An 18,766-nucleotide genomic window follows, 5' to 3' on the forward strand; every position below is an offset into this window, starting at 1 on the left:
TTATACTCATGGTAAGTTGTCTAACTCATCAACCGTTAATCCCATTACTTTGGCAATAACGTCAATAGCAACCCCTGCTTGTTTGAGTTGTAATGCCGTGAGGCGAATAGTTTCTGCTTTGCCTTTCTCTATGCCTTCAGCTAAGCCTTCTGCTTTACCTTTCTCAATACCTTCCGCTAAACCTGCTACTTTGCCTTTTTCGATACCTTCTGCGACACCTTCCTCAAAAGCCGTATCGATGACATTCTTCAAATCACGGTAAACTTTTAAACTTTCTTCATAGTCGGCATATTCTTGCTCGGTGTAGTTTGCAATTTCTGCTTGTTCAAATAATTTACTAAACACTTTTTCCTGCAATTTTGGCGGGCGATTAGTCAGATTTTCCAGATTGCGGATAATATATAGCCATTTGTCGAAATGCGTTTCTAATTCATCTTCTTTCTTTTTAAACTTCGGCATTTCTAGGTAAATGTAAGTCAATTTATCATAAAACACTTTTTGTGTGCTTTTATCAATTAATTGTACTTCATGATGAAAGACATCGTGGTCTTCTTTATCTTCATCAAACACAAAATCTAAAATACCAATGGTATAAATCGCATTGAGTTTAAAACTCCATTCCCCTTTTTCAGCCTGTTGCTGAATAGGAAACGTAGAATAGTAAATACTGCGGTCTTTAAAATAGTTTTGTTTTGCCTTTTGGAGTTCAACGATGAATTTCTCGCCGTGTTCATTTTCACAGTAAATGTCGAAAATCGCTTTGCGTGCATCGTTGTGTCGTCCGAGTTGTTCGGGCGGCAGGTAGGTTAGGTCGAGAATACGTCCTGTTTCTTTTTTCAGGAGTTCGTTGAGAAAATCGATGAGTAAATCTTTATTGGGTTCACTTCCAAAAAGTTTTTTAAACCCAAAATCGGTAAAAGGGTTAATGTATTTGTCTTTGACGCGCATGGTGTTTTTCTAATGAAGGAGTTTAGCGTTGAATTATAATTATAAAACATCAAACATGCTGCAACTCGATTCATCATTATTTACACAAATAAAAACCCCGCACAAGGGCGGGGTTTTTGTTTGATTAGACAAGCGTCTAGCTTACTTTAACTTTGCTAACTCTTTTTCTACAACAGAGATAGGTAATGGAACATAACCATCTTTTTGTACCACGGCTTGACCTTCTTTGCTCAACATCATGGTTAAAAACTCTTTAACCAGTGGAGATAAAGGCTTGCTTGGGTCTTTGTTGACATAAACGTATAAGAAACGGGATAACGGATATGTGCCGCTGATGACGTTCTTGTATTTGTCTGCACCATCGCCAACTAAGGCAGGTACGGTTGATGCGCCAGTTTTAGGAGAAATAGCAAGCACTTTTACGCCAGAGGTCAAATAACCAATGCCTGAGTAACCAATGCCATTTAAAGAAGCACTGATGGATTGGACAACAGAAGCAGAACCCGGTTGTTCATTCACATTGTTTTTAAAGTCGCCTTTACATAAGGCGTGTTCTTTAAAATAGCCATACGTGCCAGAAACGGAGTTACGACCAAATAATTGTATGGATTGTTCGGCTAAAGAGCCTTTTAAACCAACTTGACCCCATTTAATGATGTCTTCTGCACCACCACATTTTCTAGTTGAGGAGAAAATCGCGTCAACTTGTTGTATGGTCAAACCATCAAGAGGGTTGTCTTTATGCACATAAACAGCGAGTGCATCGATAGCTACGCGAACTTCAGTTGGGGGATAACCAAATTTCTTTTCAAACGCTTCAATTTCGCCAGGCTTCATAGAACGGCTCATTGGGCCTGTATGTGCCGTACCTTCTGTTAAAGCAGGGGGCGCGGTGGAAGAACCAGCACCTTGTATTTGAATATTTACGTTGGGGTAGAATTTTTTAAATTCTTCTGCCCACAGGGTCATGAGGTTGTTCATGGTGTCTGAGCCAACGCTGGACAGATTACCAGAAACGCCACTGGCACCACCTTTGTACTCATGCAAATCATCTATAGCAGATACGGGTGCAGCAATTACGCAACTAACGCTAAATAATGCTGCCGTAAGTAATTTTTTCATCAAATACAACTCCTGTGGTAAGTTTTAAAGCAACCATTATTGTCTATTTTGTGTATGACATGTTGATGACAGTTTTAATTTTTGATTGTATCAGTCAATACGGGATGGGTTAGGCATTTGAGTTTTGGTAGTGTTAAAGAAGTAGTGATTTGTTGTAATGATTCACTCAAAATAAAATTTCTATAACAAACTATTACACAAGGCTTTTTAAGGGGAGAGCATTTAGAAAGTTTACTTATTGGAAAAAAACTGACTATTTATTACAAACATTTGCGGGTTATCTCGCACTAACTGTGGATAAATGAATAGATAGCGTGTGAGATAAATAATGGTAGAGGCAATCACAATACCTCTACCTTAAAGCAAGACTTAACAAACCTATTGACGAACACGAACTAGGATAGGTGTTTCACCATTGAAGACTAATAACCCTGAATTATGCAAGCGATAGCCAAAATATAAGCATAAGTGTCCCACTGCATCGAACTGACCTGCATATAAGGTAACGGGTTGCGTTGCAGGTAATGCATCAACCGTTTCCAAAGGATTTTGAATTAAATCAGCTAATCCCCCTTTCCATGCCTGCCAATATTCCTGCGGGGTTGTCGGCGTTGCTCGTGGGTCTGTTTCCGCCACTGAAGGCTTACACCATTTGCTATCAATCGTCATTTTATCTTTTAGCGCGTCTGTTACCCAAGAGCAATACCAATTGTCCCCTGTTTCAGTTTCCCCTGCACTTTTTTTAGTACGAGTGTAATAGCCACTATTTGCATTAAATGCACTGTCTGCTCGTGGTGTTTCATTCAAAATAGCAGGGTCGCAGTTTTCTAGGCTAGGATCGTCGTTTTTTAAGTGTCCTTCACGGGCATAAAAACCAACAACAACAATATCCGCTTTTTGGTTGGTGTGTTCGGGTGCTACGTTGATTTCTCCTGAAATATTTATTGTATCAGCCAGTGTAATGGTTGATTCCTTTCTTGGCGTTGTATTATTTACTGTAATTAGTCCACCAGAAAATATTGCATTTGCGATAGAAGCTTGTCCTGCACTCGTAAAGCTGAAGCTCTTGCCTAAGTTGGGGTAACTTGAGGAAGAACGAACAGATGTAATACTTACTACTTTTTTAAAAACACTTTCTAAACCTTGAGAGTCTTTTACCGTCAGAGTAACAACATATTGACCAATATTTGTAAAAGTATGTGTCACTATTGGACTATTTGATGTTGTGATAGAAGTTTCTTCACTATCATCATCTAACGGTGAGTATTTCCACGAGTAGGAAACGATAGAACCATCAGAATCGCTTGAATCACTTGCATCTAGTGTTGTTGTTAAAGGACTTGCGCCCTTATTTGGGGATAAACTAAAACTGGCAATTGGCGGTTTAGCTGGTGTTTCACCAGTTACTTCACATTCGTATTTTGCGTTGAAAGTTCCTAAATTAGCGTCAGAATCATCGCAATCTTTCTCAGCTTTACAAGATAATGGACAAGTTGAGGGTTTTTCCTCAGATATTCCCCAGTTGCAATAATTATCATTATCTTTATCAACACAAACAATCTGGCGTGCTTTAGCAAGACTATTAATTGGTGGTTCGATAGCCATGACACTTAAGTTTTTAGGTTCTAGTTTGATATAAGCAAAACCATTTTCAGCAGAGCCTTCGGATTTATATTTACCCCAATGCGATATTTTCCCTGTCTTCTCATTGACAATATCGCCCATAGCTCCAGCTCCTCCCCAACCTCCACTCCAACTATTTTTAAAAATCCAAATAGTTCTTCCATCTAAATCAGTTTCGAAACCAACTAATATCATGGCATGACTAAGACTCCAAACAGCCGCGACTAAAGGACCTTTTTCGATGAGCAATTTCTTTATATCATCTTCATTATCTTCACTTAAATCAAAATATGAACCTGCTTTATTTATACTAACTTTTTCACTAAAAATAGATTGTTTATCAGAGCAGGCTAGTAAATCTGTTGCTTTATAAGGGAAGGCATTCTCGTCAACAATACCTAAAGTGAGATATTTCTGAGGAATAGTAAACATTGGTCCGCCGTTGCAAGAACCTAGTTTTCTTTTTACAAGTTTTCCGTTTTCATCTGTAAACTCGATTTCAGGATTACAAGACAATACATCTTGCTCAGATAAATCCAAACTTAGCTGTTGATTAAAATAAAGGTTGGTAACTGCTTCTAAAGTGCCTGTATCAGCAAAGGCCCAACAACTTCCACAATTACCTTGATCCTTTACAGCAGTAACCCAATTTTCTCCATGTCTATTCCGCCAATCAAAACTGTCGACCAAAGCACTTTGTCGCCGAGTTTTTCTCAAATTGCGTGTATCATTTGGGTTTTTAGATTTTAAATCAAATATACCACCTCGGTAATATTCAAAACCCTGCAAATTAAGTTCTCCAACTTCAGTTTCATCATCAGCTAATGCACCAGTTAAATGTTTTTTTTCTGCATAAGTTAAATTAGAAACAGCGGTTTCCCCGGCAATCCATCCAATATCTTGTTGTTCGTTAAGCTTTTGGACAATAACAGTATTTTGTTGTTTTATTACTGTTTCTGTACTAGAAGATAACGGGGTATTAACGTAGTAAATCTCAGGAATGCTAAGTACAGCACTTTTCGCTTCAAGACGTAGTGAAAAAGTGTGAATTGTTTTTGGTAAAACACAACTCTCTTGGCAAACAGCGTTAAAAACTAAATAATCTGACAACCAGTTAAATTTTTCTTCTTCTGTTAATTCCTGATAACTCTTTTGATATACCAGATACTCCCTTTTTGTCTCGTTATCAATTAATACCACTCGAACAAAGGCAGAAGTATCTATTCCGCCGACTCCTGAAAATATTGTGTCTATAATATTTAGCATTAATCTAATTTTGATGGCTAATGCACTAATATTAATAATATTATCTATATTGATAGTAGTTGTTTCAAAATTAAAAATGGATGCTGAAACCTCAAGGTTTACAGATTGACTTATAGTTTCTGCTTCAATGGGAATTGAAAATGCTTTTGCTTCATTAGCAACTAGGTTTGGTATTGTAACAAATGTTAGATTCTCTAGAGCTAGGGTTGTAGAACAACAGACATATGTAACAGGAAATATTATTCCCGTTTTTTCTGACCAAGTAAAAGTGTCGTCTCTTTTCGCAAAATAGAAACCATTAACACTGGAATTATTTGTCAGCATGAAAGACCAAGAGTAATCACCACTACCACACATTAGAGGGGAACTTTCGTCGTAAACTGCCAGTCCATCAGTAAGAAGCCGAATCCAAAAACTGCTACAATTAGAATCTGTAACCTCGTAATTAAAATGAATTGTGATTTTTTGCCCATTAGCAACAGTGCTTCCACTGGGAATAGAAGTACGAATATTGCTAAATTTGACATTACCAACTGTTAAACTGTCCGTAGCAAAACTGGGTTGGAGTAAAAATCCTACTAGCCATAAAGTTAGGATGAGCAGTTTTAAAAAAATATAACGAAGGTCATTCTTTGTTTGAATCCTGAACATAAGACACCTCACGATATCCCGTTACCAAAAAATTGGTAACGAGAAATACCCAAAAACTAAAGGAAAAGTATGTTGTTGTTACTTATTTTGACAACTGAAGTTACCGCTTGAACTACATTGACAACTAGAACTGGTACTAAAGTTGAACCAAGTAAGAGTATTAATGCCATTTTTAAATAGCACTACGTAAAGTATAATAAAATATAAAAAATATCAATTTACAATAAATTAGACAACTTTTTACTTTATTGTAAAGTGATAGTGTTTTTTTATCCTAATTTGTAAACCATGAATTCTCAAACAGCAGAAAAATTTAAAAATAAAATAACTATTGTCAATAATTTGTCTATGTTTACTAACATAAATGGTTTTTGCTTAAGAAACTTTATTTTCTTTAAATATGGTTAGAGAAATAGTAGGCTTTTTGGTTGGAAAACGTGATACGAGTGGTATAGCAATATTATGGAAACCCATTTCAGTGGTTTATCTTTAATGCGCAGTGCGTTATGCGAGTTTTTTGGAAGCGTCAAAGAGGGTTAGCAAACGTCTTAACAATGCATTGAAACAGCAAGTTAGTCGATTGGTAAAACTTTATCATTCTCTAAGAAATTGCAAAACCACATAGTGGCTATTGTTTCTTTCATTGGTAATGCTAAAGATACAAAACTGACGCAGTTTGGGACGCGGGATTATGAGGCGGAAATCGGGCGGTGGATAATGACAGACCCGATTGGAGTTGATGGTAAACAGGTAGATTTATACCCTTAATGTTAATAGTGTTTTTCATCCTCATCAATTACATTCTAGTAGTTCAGCTAATTCTGGTTCAGGCAGGCACTAGCATTAGTGCCGTTTTTTTAAAACCAGCAGTGTAATATCATCTTTTAATTTATCCCCACTGAGATGCGCTCGCACATCGGCGATAACAGCATGGTTAATTTCTGCTACCGATTTTGACCAAAAATGACTGACTACATCACATAAACGTTTTACGCCGTATTGGTGTTTTTCAGGATTTAAGGCTTCAGTTATGCCGTCAGTATAAAGCACAATACCATCCCCTACTTGTAATATAACTTCTTGATAGTTAATCAAGTCGTTAATCTCTTCTTCTAATCCTATGGGAAAACCCAAAGCGGTTGTATTAATACGTTCAACTTGTCCATCTTGTCGTACAACGAGTATTTCTTCGTGTTGTCCTGTCATGCGTAAAACGGTTAATGAACTATCTAGGGGGGAGGGATAACAATCAATGAGGCTTAAGGTTAAACTTTTGTCTGAACCCATTCGTTGAATATTGGCATAAACCGCACGGTTAATAATGGGTAAAAAGGCTTCTGGGGTGGCTAGTTGTGTTTCTAGTAAGGTGCGAACGGCCATTTGTATCATGAGCATAATCACGCCACTTTCTAACCCATGTCCTGTTACATCACCAATTCCAATAAGAGTATGTTCTGCACATTGTAAAATATCATAGTAATCCCCCCCTACTTCGTCGGCAGGTTCCATAAAGGCGGCAACGTCTAGGCCTCTCACTTGGGTTAATTCTGTCTCTGTCGGTAATAACATGCGTTGTAGTTGGCGAGAAACGGATAATTCTGCCCCCATACGCGCATTTTCTGAGGCTAATTGTTCGTTGTGTTGTAAGGTTTTAATTAGGCGCATGTGTTCTTGTTCTGCGCGTTTACGGTCGGTAATATCATGTAATGCGGTGAGAATGACGCGTTCATCTGCATAGGTTGCTTGTTGGGTTGAAATCGCTACCCAAACGGGCGAGCCGTCGGCTTTGAGTAGTTCAACTTCATAATCTTTTACTTTGCCTTTATTTTGTTTGTATAAAGAGACATATTTTTGCTGGTCTGTTGTGTAGCGGTACAATTCGCCTATCGTGCGTTCCACTAAATCGGGAATGCTATATCCAAAGGTTTGGCTACTTTGTGGATTCGCATACAAAATCATGCCTGATTCGGGTTTGATGATAAAAATAGGCACGGGCATGGTTTCAGCAATCACGCGGAAACGTTCTTCACTTTCTTGTAATGCACGGGTAAAGCCTTGACGTTCTACTTCGGCATTTTTAATGTCGGTGATGTCATAGTACGCGCTGAGAAGTACGTTTTGATTAACAAAGCGAATAGGATGCACAAAAAGCGCGACCCATACGGATTGGTTGTAAACATTACGAAATTCAATTTCATAATTGCTGACTGAGCCAAAACGTCGGAATGCGCCCACCACTTTTTCGCGGTCATCAGGGTTGCGATAAAAATCAAGCGTACGATATTGATTAATCAGGGTACTGGGTGGTAAGCCGAAAATAGATTCAATGCGAGGATTTGCGTATAAAATGAGTCCATCTTCTGCACGGCTGATGGATAGGGCTATCGGTGTGGTTTCGGTAATAATCCGTAATCGTTCTTCATTTTCGCCTAATGTTTTATATAAACGCGCATTATCTAAAGAGATGGCCATTTGATTAGATAATAGACTTAGGATTTCTACCCGTTCTGGGGTGAATACACTGGTCGCAAGATTGTTTTCTAGGTATAAAATACCGCTTAGTTTACCCTTATTTAACATGGGCATACATAAGATGGATTTAATTTGTTGGCTGGCAACATAGGGGTCGCGGGTAAACTTGCCCATATTGCACGCATCGTTTAATACGACACAATCTTGTACGCGAATGACATAATTAACGAGGGTGATAGGCAGCGATAATGCGGCGTTTTCTAAAGGTAAATCTTGTAAAATTTCGACATGTTCTGCATTCAATGCACCTTCGGCTTCAATAACCCAATGTCCATTTTGTTCTAGCACTAATAAGCTACGTTGCGCGCCTGCATTTTCTAAGACAATTTGCATGAGTTTTTTGAGCAATTTGCCTAAGTCTAATTCGCTAGTGGTGGCTTGCGAGGCTTTTAAAATGCTAGCAAAATCTAGCATGTTGGGTAGCCCTTGTTGGGTTATTAAGGTTGTAATGGTTGTTGTTTGGGCGGAACTGTCTCGTTGCGAAAATAAATTGCTGTGGCGAATTTCTAATTCTTTGGCCTTTGCTATGGCTCCCCAGCGGATATAGGCGTAATGGGCATCACGTAAACAGGCGTATGCGTATTTAACTAAACCGCGCTGTAAATAAAATTGTCCTGCTAATTCGCAAGCAATGGCTTCTTCGTTTAAATAGCCTTGTTCATGCGCAAGATGAATTGCTTGGTCGTAATATTCACGGGCTTCTTTATCATGTTTTAAGGCACGTTCCCGTTCTGCGGCAACCAAGTAATATTTATGTTGTTGGTTATCTGGTGAAAAAGTTGCCCATAGTTGTAGTTTTTTCTGATTTTTATCTACTGTGCGTAAAATGTGTTTTTGTTCACGGGGTGTAACTTGTGGATAAATACTTAAGAGTATTAATGATTCATAAAAATGAAAAAAAGCAAATGGTATTGAACCAATCGTGCCATTTAAATATTGTGCTGCACAATTAATATAGTCCCTTGCTTTGTAAGGTTCTTGAAAGTAATAAGCTAAAATAGCCTTGTTGAAATAGTTATGATACAAAGCGGTACGATTGTTATGTTTTTTATACATAACTATCGACTCTTCTTCATTGTATGCCGTGCCGACCAGTTGACTAGGATTTTCTGGGGATTGTCCCCGTAGGTTTAAGATAGTTTGATGATAAATTTCAATTAAATTAACAGCCGCTGCTTGGCGTAGTTGCCGAATTTCTTGGCTATACGCGGTCATTTCTTTTTCTAAATTTTCTAAGGGTTCACCAATCAGGGCGGCATAGGCAAGACGGGCAAACATGCTGAGGCTTGCAAAATCAAATTCGCCCATTTCTAACCCAAGTCGCCACACATCCCGCAAGGGGTTTAAAATACTGCGAACAGGGTTGCGCCAATGCCGAATGAAGGCGTTGACGATGAAAAAAGTTTTGGTTCGAAATTCACGATTGTTGAGGCGTTCACTTAATTGCACCGCCAATTCACCGAATTGATAACCGCTTTCAATAAATCCCGTGCCACATAGCCGTTGTCCGTAAGTTGCGTAGGCATACGCTGAAACAGGGGTATTGCCAAAATCTACCGATAATTGAATCAAGCGGAAAGTGATTAGGGGCATTAAATTGGGTTGGGCAGCATACGCGGCAGAAGTTGCGTGATTTAAAATCTGCATTGCCGCGAGTTTTTCGGGGTTAGTCATCTCGGGCAGTTCTAAAAGGCTAGGCATATCGCCTGAGGTTAACGCAAATTTCATGCGTAACTCGCCTAACCAAATATGCCAACGACTGGGGTTATCTGGCAGACGAATGCCCAATTTACGTAGGGCATGGCGGGCAATATTTAAGGCATCGCGAAACCGTCCTTGAGCGCGAGCAGCTTGAATACGGACTTCATAAATACGGATTTTATCTAGTAAACTTCGGGCATTGCGTAATACACGCAATGCTAATCGTTCCATTTCATCGGCATCACCAATGTAGTAGGCAACTTCTGCCCCTTCAGTAGTGACGGCTAAAATAAGGGCGTAATCTGTTTGCCAATATTGAACGGTAAATAGGTTGAGTGCCGCACTAAGATAGCGAAAAGCGGATTCGTAAGCTGCAGCGGCTTTTGCTTTACGTGCTGCGGCTAGGTTTAAGTTAGCAATTAGAATTTTATCACTGGTTTCAGTGACAAGGGGAATGCCTAAGTTAAAATGGTTGGTGATTTCGAACAATTCATCAATGGATTTGTTTTCTCCAATTTTTTGATTTAGTAACCGTCCAATTTTTAAATGATTTTTTTGCTTATTGATTTCATTCAAAAGATTATAAGCCGTTTCTTGCACACGGTTATGCAGAAAACGAAACACATTGCCATCGGAATCAGGGAGGGGAGCGATAAGATTTGCTTCTAAGGCGGGTAATAGTTCTTGTGTCGTTTCAATCACTGATTTGTCATAGACATCCGCAACAATTTGTATATCAAATGGATTACCCAAACAGGCGGCAATAGAGAGCAAGTATTGGGTATCTTCAGGTAATTTTTGTAGTTTATGAATTAATAAGTCTGCCACATTATCCGTAATACTGGCTTCTTCAATCGCTTCTAAATTCCATTGCCACTGTGGTTGTCGTTGTCCATTTTCTTGTAGTTGAAAATGTAAGTTGAGTAAATTTTCTTCATACAGTGTTTTAATGAACTGTTGGATAAATAATGGATTTCCATCAGTTTTATGTAATATAACTTCAGCAAGGGGGTGAATTTGTTGTCGTTTGGCGTGGAGAGTATCGATTAATAATTGAGTAATAGCTTCTAAATCTAAGGGTTGCAAAGTGATTTGCAGGGTAATCGTCATCGATTTACGTAATTCGTCTAACGTTAATGTCAGTGGGTGTAACTCGTCCACTTCGTGCTGACGGTAAACACCAATCACTAATAAATAACGGGTTTCTTCATCTCGTAACAACATGGAGAGGAGTTTTAATGAAGCACTGTCTGCCCATTGCAAATCGTCCAGCACAATGGCTAGGGGGTGTGATGGTTGACAAAATACTTTCATAAAACTCAAAAACACGCGGTTAAATCGGTTTTGAGCCTCTAAAAAACCTAAATTTTGTTCAGCATTCGCTTGTTCGCCAATAATTAATGCAACTTCTGGAATAACATCAATAATCAATTGTCCATTGCTGCCTAAAGCACTTAATAAGCGTTTTTTCCATTTGGCTAGTTGTGCTTCACTTTCTGTTAAGACTTGACGAACTAATTCACCAAAAACATCTAAAATGGCCGTGTAAGGGGTAGTGCTTTGAAATTGTCCAAATTTACCTGTGATAAAATGTCCTTGTTGTTGCAAAACAGGTTTATACAATTCCCGAACAACCGTTGTTTTACCAATGCCCTCATCTCCTGAGACTAACACCATTTCCGTGCAACCCTGACTCACCCGCTCAAAGGCATCCAGTAGTTCTATAACAGCACGGCTATTACCATATAATTTATCTGGAATTTGTAAAATTGTGGTAATATCATTTTGTCTTAATATAAATAATTCAATGGGTTGTTCACGGATTGATTGTTCAAAACAGTGGGTTAAATCCATTTGCAAGCCGTAAGCACTTTGATAGCGCAACTCGGCATTTTTTTCTAATAAACAGAAGATGATAGCGGATAAAATTGGCGGGACATCTACTCTGATGGTCTGTGGCAATGCAGGTTGTTTGGCAATATGACAATGTACCAGCTCTAACGGGTCGCTGGTTTCAAACGGTAATCGCCCCACTAACATTTCATAAAGGGTAATACCAAATGAGTAAAAATCTGTCCGATAATCCAGCGGACGACTCATCCGCCCCGTTTGTTCAGGGGATAAGTAATGGAGCGTTCCTTCTAATTTTTCGATACTTTTTAATGAGGGATTTTCTCGAGGCAGTACACTGGCAATGCCAAAGTCTATGAGCTTTAATTCACCAGAAGCAGGATTGTAAACAATGTTACTGGGGTTAATGTCTTTGTGAATAACATGTTCGGCGTGAATTTCACCAATAGCTTGCGTGATTTTAATCGCTAGAAACAAAAAGGTTGTTATGTTTAATTCACGATGACGTAACCACTCTTTTAAGGAAAGACCCGCAATATCTTCTAACACCATCACCAGCGTATTTTTATATTTTTCTAACGCATAGACACGAATCACATTACTTTCTGAAGAAGGCGCGCTTTTTTGTAATCGATTTAAAATGTCATATTCACGTTGATACTGTGCTAATTCTGTCGGACTTGGGTAATCTGATTTTAAAAGCTTTAACACAACAGGCATCGCATCACTCACCCGCGTTGCACGGTAAGCAATTGATTGTGTCCCTTCATAAATTTTATCGTCAATCCGGTAGCCCGGTAGAGTAAGCATTGTTCTTATTCTCCCCCGCTCTCATCTATCATTAATAAACAAGCAATCGTGTTAATTTGTTTTATAGTCGGTTTAGCAAGTTATAAGCCATTTACTAACATAATGTAGTACAAACAATTCAATCGATAATTATCGCACTTAGCCATTATATAGGCGATAGAAACCATTAATAAACTAACGACCTTTTTAAATTGATTTATTGCCTATCAATAAACGCAGGATACTACAACATGTTACTGTCTTTTTGTCACGGTACGATTATTACAGCATTACTATTTATCACCGCCTGCACCCCCTATTCGCCTACAAATCTCCCGCGTGCCTCGCAAGGCATGAGAGCAGATGAAACGGCTAACGACTGGTTTAGGCAAATAGACGATAGAAATAAAAACTATAATCAATCACGCGAACAAGAACAGCAACAAGACACCCAGTGGTGGCAAACACGCACAACAAAACGGTCAGAACATTCATCTCCCGCCATCACGCAACAACCCACAGACGCAGACAGCCAATCGTCATGGGGTGCAATGCAGGCAAAACAACGCTTTTTATCCCTGCACCAAGCCCCCATTGAATCATCCAGCGCGACACCTACCGACCTTTATGAGCAGTGGAATGTTGACAGAAAACAACGGGCGGAAACCGCCAGAATAAACCGCGAAACAGAAGAGTTTGACCGCCAAGCATGGGAAGCACAATTGCAACAATGGCGAGAAACTGACCCCATCAAGAGAGAAAAACGCCGTCTTGAACGGATGCGAGAACAACACGACTACCACCGTTATTGATAAAATCAATCAGTCATTATCCAATTATTTACCAAAGGACGTTATATTTTTATGTCAATTACGGTTAAATTTTTCGCCAGTTTACGCCAACTTGTTGGCAAAAAAGAAGTGCAACTGGACATTGTTCATACGTTGACCGCTAGCGATGTTTGGGCGCAAGTTTGTAACGACCCGCTACCCACACACGCATTAATTGCCATCAATCTTGAATATGTTAGCCCAGAAACCTGCGTGAAAGAAGGCGATGAAGTGGCTTTTTTTCCACCGGTTACAGGGGGATAACTCAATGAGTGCGCAATTAAAAGTTGAATTAACTAACCAGATATTCAACGCATGGACAGCTCTGCAAACGTATGAACAGCAATTGCAAACCATACACGGCAAATGCGGTGCTGTCGCGGTATTTGTTGGCACTATGCGTGATTACAACGAAGGGGACGACGTAAAATCCATGTTTTTAGAACACTATCCCCAAATGACAGAAAAATACTTGCAAAAAATCAGCATCCAAGCCCATGCAGATTTCACAATACTAGATACCCTTATTATTCATCGTGTTGGTGAGATTTTACCCGGAGAGACGATTGTCCTTACGGCGGCATGGTCAGCCCATCGTGCAGCCGCTTTTGCCGCCTGTCAGTTTTTAATTGAAACACTCAAAGCAAGCGCACCATTCTGGAAACAAGAAACATTACAAAATGATAGCCGTAGGTGGGTAGAAAAAAATACACCTGCCCGTTAATACCTAAGTACCTGCAATAACACAAAAACGAAAAAACGACTTGCTACCCATCATGTGAACCATTCACACCACCGATAAAAACGCGATTAATCGCGTCGATACTCTTTTTAATAAGCTGTAAAACCCTCACTATACTGACTTGCGACAATCAAGTAAGCATGTTTCAATGACATTATTCCAAAAAATACCCAGTAAAAATATTTGTTAAATGAGGATTGATTTATGTCGTGGGAAGTCGTTATTGGTTTAGAAATTCACGCCCAGCTCGCCACAAAAAGTAAAATATTTTCAGGTGCTTCTACTGCTTACGGTGCAGAACCGAATACCCAAGCCTGCGCGGTTGATTTAGGCTTACCGGGGGTTTTACCCGTACTGAATGAAGAAGCTGTAAAAATGGCAATAAAGTTCGGATTAGCGGTAGATGCAGAAATTGCAGAACGCTCTGTTTTTGCACGTAAAAACTACTTTTATCCCGATTTACCCAAAGGCTACCAAATTAGCCAATACGAACTCCCCATCGTCAAGGCAGGACACATCAATATTGAAACAGAGGGGCAAGAAAAAACCATCCGCATCACCCGCGCCCACTTAGAAGAGGACGCAGGTAAATCATTACATGAAGATTTTCATGGCTTAAGTGGTATCGATTTAAATCGTGCAGGCACGCCCTTAATTGAAATCGTTTCCGAACCTGACATGCGTTCGGCAAAAGAAGCCGTTGCCTATATGAAGAAAATTCACTCTATCGTCAGATACCTAGATATTTGCGATGGTAATATGCAAGAAGGCTCATTCCGTTGCGATGCGAATGTTTCCGTCCGCCCAACAGGCACAAGCACTTATGGCACACGTGCTGAGCTGAAAAACCTGAATTCCTTCCGTTTTATTGAAAAAGCGATTAATTACGAAGTAGAACGGCAAATTGAATTGATTGAAAGCGGTGGTAAAGTCACGCAAGAAACCCGCTTGTACGACCCTGATAAAAACGAAACGCGCCCTATGCGTTCTAAAGAAGAAGCCAATGATTACCGCTACTTCCCCGACCCTGATTTACTTCCTGTCGTAGTCGATAAAGCGTTTTTAGAAGACTTAAAAGCGACACTCCCTGAATTACCTGAAGAGAAAAAACAGCGTTTTGTCAGTCAATACGGCTTATCTTTGTACGATGCGGATATTTTAACCAGTTCACGAGAGCTAGCTGATTATTTTGAAGAAACTGTGCAAGCCTCAAATACTGACGCGAAAATGTGTGCTAACTGGGTTATGGGTGAACTCTCTGCGGTGTTAAATAAACATAACTTAGATATTACACAATCGCCTGTTTCCCCTGCATATTTAGCTGTATTGTTAAATCGAATTGCGGATAATACAATTTCTGGCAAAATTGCCAAACAGGTCTTTGAAGCCATGTGGGCGGGAGAGTGTGATGGTAATGCGGATAAAATCATTGAAACGCAAGGTTTAAAACAAGTAACGGATTCAGGTGCAATTGAACCGATTATTGACGCGGTTATTGCGGCAAATCCGAAAGAGCTAGCGGATTATCGAGCAGGTAAAGAAAAATTATTCGCCTTTTTTGTTGGACAGGTGATGAAAGTCTCAAAAGGCAAAGCGAATCCTGCACAGGTGAATGAGTTACTGAAAAGGAAGTTGGGTTAAGTTTTTAGCGGTTTTAAGCCGTATTATCGATGTATATAAGTTAAGTATGCTAACTTATTTTTACGTCTAATAAAATTAGTCATCATTATCTTTCTTAGCGATTGAACCCTGTTTTTAAAAAACAGAGATTCAATCGTTTTTCTATTTTAGCTTTTTACCCAACCAATCTAACATGTAATCGGCGATGGTTTGCCAATGCAGTTCTAGCATCATGCCATGTGCTGTTTTTGGGAAAACGTGAACATCGGCGCGATGGGATGACGCTGTCCAATGGACTATTGCAGGGGGAAAAAATACATCGTTTTCCGCACCCAATACTAACATGGGTACATTGTCGGGACGATGTGGGGGCATGTCTAAATTCATCATGTCTAAAACAGCTTGATGTGATTCATTTTGCATGTACATGAAATATTCTTCGACTTTTTTGTCGGGCATTTCTGGGGAGAAAAGCGCGCGTTTCATGGCAACAGGGTTAACAAAATGTGTCCCAAAGTTTTGTAAAACACCAAATTGTTGAAATAGTAATGGGTCAGTCAATGACATGTAAAATGCGGAACTGCCTATTCCGTTAGGTGATACGGAGTTCATGAGTATTACTGCACGGCAAGGATGTTTTTCCATATACTTTTGTGCAACCATCCCACCCATAGAGTGTCCTACAATAATCGGGGCTTGTTCTAATGTGGCTGTAACACTTTTAACATCTTCAATATAATCATTAATTCCTGCACTACGCAAATTTCCGCCACTTTTTCCATGTCCTCGTAGGCTCACGGCATACGCAGGATAGCCTTGTTTGGCAAAGTAGGAGAGGAAGTGGACATCCCAACAAATCGCACCAATAAAAGCACCATGTATAAAAACAATGGGGGGTTTATTGGTGGGGGTTTTAGGTAATCGTTTTATAACTTCTAGTTCCATGTTAATTGTCGTCGCGCTGAAAAGAATATTATTGCATAGATTGCTTCTACTCTAACACCGTTACAGTCTCATCTTGTCAGTGTAAAGCGGTATGTTGTTGTGCCATCAATGTCGCCCATTGGATTAAAACGTTGTTCGCAGAATTCTACTGCGCCATTGGTGTTGACACGTAAAACGGTTGAACTCCGTGTGCCGTAGTCGGGGCTAGTGATAAATAGGGGGGAGAGTAGGCGTTCCCATGCCAAACTTACGCCTGTTTGTGGGAGTTGTGCATCTTCTGCAAGGGTTTTGTCAGAAAGAAGGGCAAGCAGTTCTGTGAGTTGAAAGTCATGATGCATGAGGGATTGTAAATGTGCTTTGCCTTTTTGCACTTTAACCCATGGGGTATCAAGGAATTGGTTGCTGAGTCCATAGATACCTGCCATTAATTTTTGTGGGCTGGTTTGTCGATTGCTGTAGTAGTACAGGTCTTGTTGTATGTTGCCAGCAATGAGATTAAACCCTTGATAGTCAGCGGATTGTTGTTGACAGATTTGTAGGTAGGTTGGTGTAGATTGTTGGCTGTGTAGATAGTTGCTGACCAGCGCGCCACGGGAAAATTTGGGGTTTATAGGGGTTTGTTGGGGTTCACGGTAGTTGGTAACAGCGGCAAAGCGTCCTTGTTGGGTGATGCCCACCCATGTTCCACCACTTTGTAAATCACGTCCTGCAAGCAGTTGTGGGGAGCTTTCCCAAAAGTGGGCGGGTGCAGTGGGACGTGCATGAAATTCGTCACGGTTAGCTGCGACAATAAGGGGGTAAAGCGGATGAGTATTGTAGGCAAAGAGTATGAGGCACATGGGATTAAAATGGTGTAGGTGGGGTTACACCATTTTATCAGTTGGTTTACTTAATGGTGCGAGCATTCCAAAACGAAGGTCGGGATTAGTCGTTTGAGTTAGAATTGTGTCATCTGTTTGAATAAGGCGTGTGCTATCGGCATAGTTCAATCGGCGTTATGGTGTGAAAAGACGCACCTAACGTATCCTACTTGTAATTCGACCTACTGCTAGAACATGATAACCATTAAGAATCTCAATGTATTCTCCTTCTTTTAACCACTCTGCTGGAACAGAATTAATCAATTTACCAGTAGCACTCCCAAGTAAAATATTGGGATCGAAATTAATTTCTTCCCACTGAACATCTCTTAGACATTGCAAAAAATCTTCAATGTGTTTTTGCCAGCGTATATTTGTACGCATACCTTCATATGGTGGGCCTCTATAACCACCTAGAGAATGAGGTATCCAAATAAAGTCAGCTTGAAATATTTTATTCATCCTGCAAATCCAAATGGTTGAAACTCTGGGTTTGTATCTTCAAGGATATTGCCAAACGCATCGTAATCTAAGCGTTGCGCGATTGTGCCTATTTGCACATCAACAATTAAACGCGGACTGCCTAAGTGGTCAGAAATGACGCGGTAAGTATAGTAAACGCACTATAAAACGATACGGAGGATTAGCAGTCCTGTGAGGACTGCTAATCCTAAATTTAAATCACTTTATGGTACGTTTGCTATAGTTGCTAGCACTTTACGACGGAAGTCTAGTGAAGAGGTCATTTTTTATCCTCTTTTTATAATACGTTTACTATAACGCCTTGAAATATAGCAACAGTACTATAAAAAGATTAAATAGAATTCAGTAAAAAGAGCTCATCAATAGAACAATGTTGTTGTTTACGGAGAGTCTTAGCTTGAGCCCATTTATGCTCAATAGGATTTAAATCAGGCGAATAAGGCGGTAAATATTCCAAGAGATGCCCAGCGTCTAAAATAGCCTGCTGAATGTCACTACGTTTATGAAAAGTGGCGTTATCCATCACAATCACAGAATTCTGAGGGAGTTTGGGAAGTAAGTCTTGGGTTATCCAAGCGAAAAAGACATCGGAATTAATCGTGCCAGAAACTAAAGAGACCGTTAATAAACAAAAATTGAGCAAAGCCCCGATGACATTGGTACGTCCCTTTGCATTCCAGTCTTGCGTGCCAAAGCAACGTTTGCCGATAGGTGCATAACCAAAACGGCGTGGCATATCATGGGCAAAACCACTTTCATCGATGAAAACAATTTGCCTATTAGATTGTTTATAACGGTTCATT

At 39.7% G+C, this 18,766-nt stretch carries 15 protein-coding genes; 5 read left to right on the forward strand and 10 right to left on the reverse strand.

Going from position 1 to position 18,766, the window contains the following annotated elements:
* Positions 1-6: 6 nt before the first annotated feature.
* From AL038_RS16570 to AL038_RS16580, 3 genes are all read right to left on the reverse strand, one after another.
* The gene (locus tag AL038_RS16570; protein ID WP_062154702.1) at positions 7-948 is read right to left on the reverse strand and encodes an Rpn family recombination-promoting nuclease/putative transposase; all 942 of its coding nucleotides are present in this window, start codon (positions 946-948) and stop codon (positions 7-9) included.
* A 141-nt stretch (positions 949-1,089) separates the two neighbouring features.
* A complete protein-coding gene (locus AL038_RS16575; protein ID WP_062154704.1) occupies positions 1,090-2,070 on the reverse strand; it encodes a PstS family phosphate ABC transporter substrate-binding protein in 981 nt (326 codons plus the stop codon).
* A gap of 378 nt (positions 2,071-2,448) precedes the next feature.
* Positions 2,449-5,610 carry a C1 family peptidase gene (locus AL038_RS16580; protein WP_062154706.1) on the reverse strand — a complete coding sequence of 1,054 codons (3,162 nt, stop codon included), beginning with the start codon at positions 5,608-5,610 and terminating at the stop codon, positions 2,449-2,451.
* A 624-nt stretch (positions 5,611-6,234) separates the two neighbouring features.
* Here AL038_RS16580 and AL038_RS16585 point away from each other — a divergent pair.
* A complete protein-coding gene (locus tag AL038_RS16585; protein ID WP_161575475.1) occupies positions 6,235-6,378 on the forward strand; it encodes an RHS repeat-associated core domain-containing protein in 144 nt (47 codons plus the stop codon).
* A 75-nt stretch (positions 6,379-6,453) separates the two neighbouring features.
* On the opposite strand, the gene AL038_RS16590 is transcribed toward AL038_RS16585, so the two are convergent.
* Positions 6,454-12,504 (reverse strand): AAA family ATPase, encoded by a 6,051-nt coding sequence (locus tag AL038_RS16590; protein ID WP_062154708.1) that lies wholly within the window; start codon positions 12,502-12,504, stop codon positions 6,454-6,456.
* A 230-nt stretch (positions 12,505-12,734) separates the two neighbouring features.
* Here AL038_RS16590 and AL038_RS16595 point away from each other — a divergent pair, with 230 nt between their 5' ends.
* From AL038_RS16595 to gatB, 4 genes are all read left to right on the forward strand, one after another.
* Positions 12,735-13,295, forward strand: a complete 561-nt coding sequence (locus AL038_RS16595) for a hypothetical protein (RefSeq protein ID WP_062154710.1) — start codon at positions 12,735-12,737, stop codon at positions 13,293-13,295.
* A 51-nt stretch (positions 13,296-13,346) separates the two neighbouring features.
* On the forward strand, positions 13,347-13,577 hold the full coding sequence (locus AL038_RS16600) for a MoaD/ThiS family protein (RefSeq protein ID WP_062154712.1): 231 nt from the start codon (positions 13,347-13,349) through the stop codon (positions 13,575-13,577).
* 4 nt (positions 13,578-13,581) lie between these two features.
* A complete protein-coding gene (locus tag AL038_RS16605; protein WP_062154714.1) occupies positions 13,582-14,037 on the forward strand; it encodes a molybdenum cofactor biosynthesis protein MoaE in 456 nt (151 codons plus the stop codon).
* 222 nt (positions 14,038-14,259) lie between these two features.
* Positions 14,260-15,696 carry an Asp-tRNA(Asn)/Glu-tRNA(Gln) amidotransferase subunit GatB gene (gene gatB / locus AL038_RS16610; RefSeq protein WP_062154716.1) on the forward strand — a complete coding sequence of 479 codons (1,437 nt, stop codon included), beginning with the start codon at positions 14,260-14,262 and terminating at the stop codon, positions 15,694-15,696.
* 141 nt (positions 15,697-15,837) lie between these two features.
* Here gatB and AL038_RS16615 read toward each other — a convergent pair whose 3' ends face one another.
* The 6 genes from AL038_RS16615 to AL038_RS16630 form a co-directional block, all read right to left on the reverse strand.
* The gene (locus AL038_RS16615; RefSeq protein ID WP_062154718.1) at positions 15,838-16,620 is read right to left on the reverse strand and encodes an alpha/beta hydrolase; all 783 of its coding nucleotides are present in this window, start codon (positions 16,618-16,620) and stop codon (positions 15,838-15,840) included.
* A 68-nt stretch (positions 16,621-16,688) separates the two neighbouring features.
* Positions 16,689-17,459, reverse strand: coding sequence for an NRDE family protein (locus AL038_RS16620; protein WP_101539149.1), 771 nt, complete (start codon positions 17,457-17,459; stop codon positions 16,689-16,691).
* A 24-nt stretch (positions 17,460-17,483) separates the two neighbouring features.
* Positions 17,484-17,609: a hypothetical protein gene (locus tag AL038_RS18845; RefSeq protein ID WP_272898029.1), complete on the reverse strand. Its 126-nt coding sequence runs from the start codon at positions 17,607-17,609 to the stop codon at positions 17,484-17,486.
* Positions 17,610-17,636: 27 nt separating this feature from the next.
* Complete coding sequence (locus AL038_RS16625) at positions 17,637-17,942, reverse strand: hypothetical protein (RefSeq protein ID WP_062154720.1); 306 nt, start codon at positions 17,940-17,942, stop codon at positions 17,637-17,639.
* Positions 17,939-18,040 carry a hypothetical protein gene (locus AL038_RS19035; RefSeq protein WP_474117480.1) on the reverse strand — a complete coding sequence of 34 codons (102 nt, stop codon included), beginning with the start codon at positions 18,038-18,040 and terminating at the stop codon, positions 17,939-17,941. Before AL038_RS19035 ends, AL038_RS16625 begins: the two co-directional genes overlap by 4 nt.
* A gap of 254 nt (positions 18,041-18,294) precedes the next feature.
* Positions 18,295-18,765: an IS630 family transposase gene (locus AL038_RS16630; RefSeq protein WP_106405029.1), complete on the reverse strand. Its 471-nt coding sequence runs from the start codon at positions 18,763-18,765 to the stop codon at positions 18,295-18,297.
* Position 18,766 lies beyond the last annotated feature (1 nt).

Origin of the sequence: Beggiatoa leptomitoformis, assembly GCF_001305575.3 — a bacterium.
Classification (GTDB): Bacteria; Pseudomonadota; Gammaproteobacteria; order Beggiatoales; family Beggiatoaceae; genus Beggiatoa; species Beggiatoa leptomitoformis.

What these genes read in the sequence shown, in the direction of transcription:
- AL038_RS16620 (WP_101539149.1), bottom strand. Translation starts at nt 17,459, where the DNA reads ATGTGCCTCATACTCTTTGCCTACAATACTCATCCGCTTTACCCCCTT.
- AL038_RS16580 (WP_062154706.1), bottom strand. Translation starts at nt 5,610, where the DNA reads ATGTTCAGGATTCAAACAAAGAATGACCTTCGTTATATTTTTTTAAAA.
- AL038_RS16570 (WP_062154702.1), bottom strand. Translation starts at nt 948, where the DNA reads ATGCGCGTCAAAGACAAATACATTAACCCTTTTACCGATTTTGGGTTT.
- AL038_RS16595 (WP_062154710.1), top strand. Translation starts at nt 12,735, where the DNA reads ATGTTACTGTCTTTTTGTCACGGTACGATTATTACAGCATTACTATTT.
- AL038_RS16625 (WP_062154720.1), bottom strand. Translation starts at nt 17,942, where the DNA reads ATGAATAAAATATTTCAAGCTGACTTTATTTGGATACCTCATTCTCTA.
- AL038_RS16600 (WP_062154712.1), top strand. Translation starts at nt 13,347, where the DNA reads ATGTCAATTACGGTTAAATTTTTCGCCAGTTTACGCCAACTTGTTGGC.
- AL038_RS16605 (WP_062154714.1), top strand. Translation starts at nt 13,582, where the DNA reads ATGAGTGCGCAATTAAAAGTTGAATTAACTAACCAGATATTCAACGCA.
- AL038_RS16575 (WP_062154704.1), bottom strand. Translation starts at nt 2,070, where the DNA reads ATGAAAAAATTACTTACGGCAGCATTATTTAGCGTTAGTTGCGTAATT.
- gatB (WP_062154716.1), top strand. Translation starts at nt 14,260, where the DNA reads ATGTCGTGGGAAGTCGTTATTGGTTTAGAAATTCACGCCCAGCTCGCC.
- AL038_RS16630 (WP_106405029.1), bottom strand. Translation starts at nt 18,765, where the DNA reads ATGAACCGTTATAAACAATCTAATAGGCAAATTGTTTTCATCGATGAA.
- AL038_RS16590 (WP_062154708.1), bottom strand. Translation starts at nt 12,504, where the DNA reads ATGCTTACTCTACCGGGCTACCGGATTGACGATAAAATTTATGAAGGG.
- AL038_RS16615 (WP_062154718.1), bottom strand. Translation starts at nt 16,620, where the DNA reads ATGGAACTAGAAGTTATAAAACGATTACCTAAAACCCCCACCAATAAA.